This window comes from Corynebacterium sp. UBA4397 (assembly GCF_002390965.1).
GTDB classification, from domain to species: Bacteria; Actinomycetota; Actinomycetes; order Mycobacteriales; family Mycobacteriaceae; genus Corynebacterium; species Corynebacterium flavescens.
Map to the genome: position 1 here is coordinate 1 of NZ_DGRD01000012.1, position 2,660 is coordinate 2,660.

Sequence of the window (2,660 nt, forward strand, 5' to 3'; positions counted from 1 at the left end):
GCGAGCATCGTTTACTGAATTAGCTCTGAGGCCAACGCTTCATAATCTGGCATATCATCGGGAATACGGCAGCGCTGAGCATCCTCGCTATAACCTATGGCAGCGCTCGCTTCGCGGGTCGCTTTAACGCCTACCTTGTTCAACATTTCTTGATGCATAGGTTCATCCACTCTCGGGCCACAGCCAAGCACGATGGTCGGCGCATTGATAGCCACAAGGGTTCGACGTGTTGGTTCAACAGACATCGACGAGCCATCGAAGGGTACTGCGACACGGTCGACGATGCTATCTAGCTCCCTCAGTGTCTGCTCTTGGCGCGCATTGGTGTCAACTATGACGATTCCATCGTTGCCAAGAGATTCTTCAAGGTTTTGGATATTAGCTCGAATATCGTCGCCAAGCTCAGCTATCTCATGTTCTTGCAGTATCGCGCCAATTGGAAACTCGCGAACGTCGATGGGGCTAACGCTGCCGTTTTTGCGCGCAAGCTTGAGCCAGTGCGCTGCACCTCCATCCCATGAGATATCCGCGATAGCGACGTTTTTCCCATTCTGCTATATGCCTCCGCCAGAAGGGCGGCGCTAGTGCTGCGCATAAGACCGCCTTTAAGGTTTGCTACTGAGATAATCATGTCTACCTTTCCGTGCGTTTTTGACCATGGCCGGCCATGTCGTCGCCATCGAGTTCGCTACCGTCGCCGCCGCCAACAATTACTGGCGAGCTTAAGTCCCTGACGTGTGGCAAAGAGCGATCCCTGACCGGCCGCTGGTTTTGACCATCACGATCAACCGCAATCGAAGAGCTTGCGCAATGGGTCGGATGTAGTTGACTCGTCGCGTGATGCTGCAATAAACTTGCATTCCTCATGAATAATCGCCGCCCATCTCGATGTCAGTGACCGAAACCAAGCGCTGACCGCTATCCTGCGCATCGGCCCACCCACGGAGGATCCCTACCACTGACACGTCAGAGTCCACTTCTTTACGTACTGCGTTAACTTCTTGGGCCATCAGGGAAGGCGCATGAACAAAAGCATCGTCTCCTCACCATTCGATGCTTCCCAGACCGGCTCCGAAAGGTTGTTTATATGCACAAAATATCGATCGAGGCCCTCGCCCGCAAGCAACTTAAAGAGGCCGTCATCGCCCCTAGTGCTCGTGCCGCCGATACCGTCTTCGGCGGGCACGAAAAAATTCTGCGGCAGACCGTCATCGGGATACGTCAGGGTGCCGAGCTCGGAGAGCGCGACAATCACGATGAATCCACGATTTATGTCCTACAAGGGCGTGTCCAACTCACGACGGGCGATGAGACCTGGATAGGTCGCAGCGGTGATCTGTTGATCGTGCCGCGATCTCGGCACAGCCTCGAGGCAATCGAGGACTCCGCTGTTTTGATCACCATTGCCAAACTGAAGCAATAAGAAAGATAGGGACTTCCCCTGCGGTGTTTGAGCCCGCCGAGGGTCCGTCTTCCGCGGCGAGACCATGGACCGGCACCGTTCGATCACCGGCCTCCTGCCCCTGATGCTTGTACCAGCATGCGACGGTGACCAGCTGACCGGTTCCACTATCCTTACCGCTACTGGCGGCGGGGATAATCAAAAATATGTGCCCCTTGGTGAAGGATCGGGGAGCTACTAGGATGACAGTGAACCTATTTTCCACGTCTTTATCCGTAGTATTGGAGATCCGATGACCTACACAATCGCCCAGCCCTGCGTTGATGTCCTGGATCGAGCCTGCGTCGAGGAATGTCCCGTGGACTGCATCTACGAGGGCAAACGGATGCTCTACATCCACCCCGACGAGTGCGTCGACTGCGGTGCCTGCGAGCCCGTCTGCCCGGTTGAGGCCATCTTCTACGAAGACGATGTCCCAGACAAGTGGGTGGACTACACCGGCGCTAACGCCGCCTTTTTCGACGACCTCGGTTCGCCAGGCGGTGCCGCCAGCCTGGGTCCGCAGGACTTCGACGCCCAGCTCGTCGCGGCGCTGCCGCCACAGAACCAGAACTAGGACCTGATAGGTGCTGTTGCAAACTCGCGTTTTCGACGAAAACGGCGGATCCGGTACCAGCGTTGTGCTGCACGCTAACAAATAGTTAGTTATCTGGAATTCCTGTTTGCAACAGCACCAGATGATTCTGCCTTTATGCAGGTTTCCTCTGTAAAACTGCGCTTATTCGGTAGAAAACGGAACGTGTCAAAATCGTTCGTCTATGAGCAGCAGGCTGCCGCAAGGGTCACTCAGGCGGCCGAGGCCTCTGTTCCGGACAAGGACAAGGAGCAATCCGCGGGGCTGCCCCCACGAGCGTCAAGAAGAAAGCGTAACTGGCCGGCTGTCAGGGACGCCACCGCCTCCCACCCCTGACATATTGCCTTAGGGGTGGCGGTAATTCGACCATCCGCAGCTTAGGCTTGGCCCTTCAGCCAACTCCTGTCGATGACCCGGTGTGCATAGGAGATCATCGCCATGGCGTCGAGAAAATCTTGTCCCTTTTCTTCCGATCCCAGACGTGCGCGATGGGCGCGATCGTTACGAAGGTGTCCGTAGATTCCGTTGAGTAGATGGATGAATCCGAAATGCTCGGCCTCATCTGCCGGGCTGGAGAAATCGTTTATGAATCGTGGCCCAGGGGGTGCTGTTGCAAAGTTGGGG

7 protein-coding genes are annotated in these 2,660 nt (G+C 55.9%); 5 read left to right on the forward strand and 2 right to left on the reverse strand.

Features of this window, described 5'->3' with window-relative positions:
• Window positions 1-11: 11 nt before the first annotated feature.
• Window positions 12-245, reverse strand: coding sequence for a hypothetical protein (locus B2696_RS02840; protein ID WP_286953805.1), 234 nt, complete (start codon window positions 243-245; stop codon window positions 12-14).
• A 66-nt stretch (window positions 246-311) separates the two neighbouring features.
• Here B2696_RS02840 and B2696_RS02845 point away from each other — a divergent pair, with 66 nt between their 5' ends.
• The 5 genes from B2696_RS02845 to B2696_RS02865 all read left to right on the forward strand — a co-directional run bounded on the left by B2696_RS02845 (window position 312) and on the right by B2696_RS02865 (window position 2,372).
• A complete protein-coding gene (locus B2696_RS02845) occupies window positions 312-521 on the forward strand; it encodes a hypothetical protein (RefSeq protein WP_286953807.1) in 210 nt (69 codons plus the stop codon).
• 136 nt (window positions 522-657) lie between these two features.
• Window positions 658-726: a hexameric tyrosine-coordinated heme protein gene (locus tag B2696_RS02850; protein ID WP_286953822.1), complete on the forward strand. Its 69-nt coding sequence runs from the start codon at window positions 658-660 to the stop codon at window positions 724-726.
• A gap of 361 nt (window positions 727-1,087) precedes the next feature.
• On the forward strand, window positions 1,088-1,423 hold the full coding sequence (locus B2696_RS02855; protein ID WP_286953808.1) for a cupin domain-containing protein: 336 nt from the start codon (window positions 1,088-1,090) through the stop codon (window positions 1,421-1,423).
• 271 nt (window positions 1,424-1,694) lie between these two features.
• Entirely contained in the window at window positions 1,695-2,018 is a 324-nt protein-coding gene (gene fdxA / locus B2696_RS02860; RefSeq protein ID WP_286953809.1) for a ferredoxin, read from the forward strand.
• 183 nt (window positions 2,019-2,201) lie between these two features.
• Window positions 2,202-2,372 (forward strand): hypothetical protein, encoded by a 171-nt coding sequence (locus tag B2696_RS02865; RefSeq protein WP_286953810.1) that lies wholly within the window; start codon window positions 2,202-2,204, stop codon window positions 2,370-2,372.
• Window positions 2,373-2,413: 41 nt separating this feature from the next.
• Here B2696_RS02865 and B2696_RS02870 read toward each other — a convergent pair.
• On the reverse strand, window positions 2,414-2,660 hold a 247-nt coding region (locus B2696_RS02870; RefSeq protein WP_286953811.1), incomplete at its 5' end, for a TIGR02391 family protein.

What these genes read in the sequence shown, in the direction of transcription:
- B2696_RS02840 (WP_286953805.1), bottom strand. Translation starts at nt 245, where the DNA reads ATGTCTGTTGAACCAACACGTCGAACCCTTGTGGCTATCAATGCGCCG.
- B2696_RS02855 (WP_286953808.1), top strand. Translation starts at nt 1,088, where the DNA reads ATGCACAAAATATCGATCGAGGCCCTCGCCCGCAAGCAACTTAAAGAG.
- fdxA (WP_286953809.1), top strand. Translation starts at nt 1,695, where the DNA reads ATGACCTACACAATCGCCCAGCCCTGCGTTGATGTCCTGGATCGAGCC.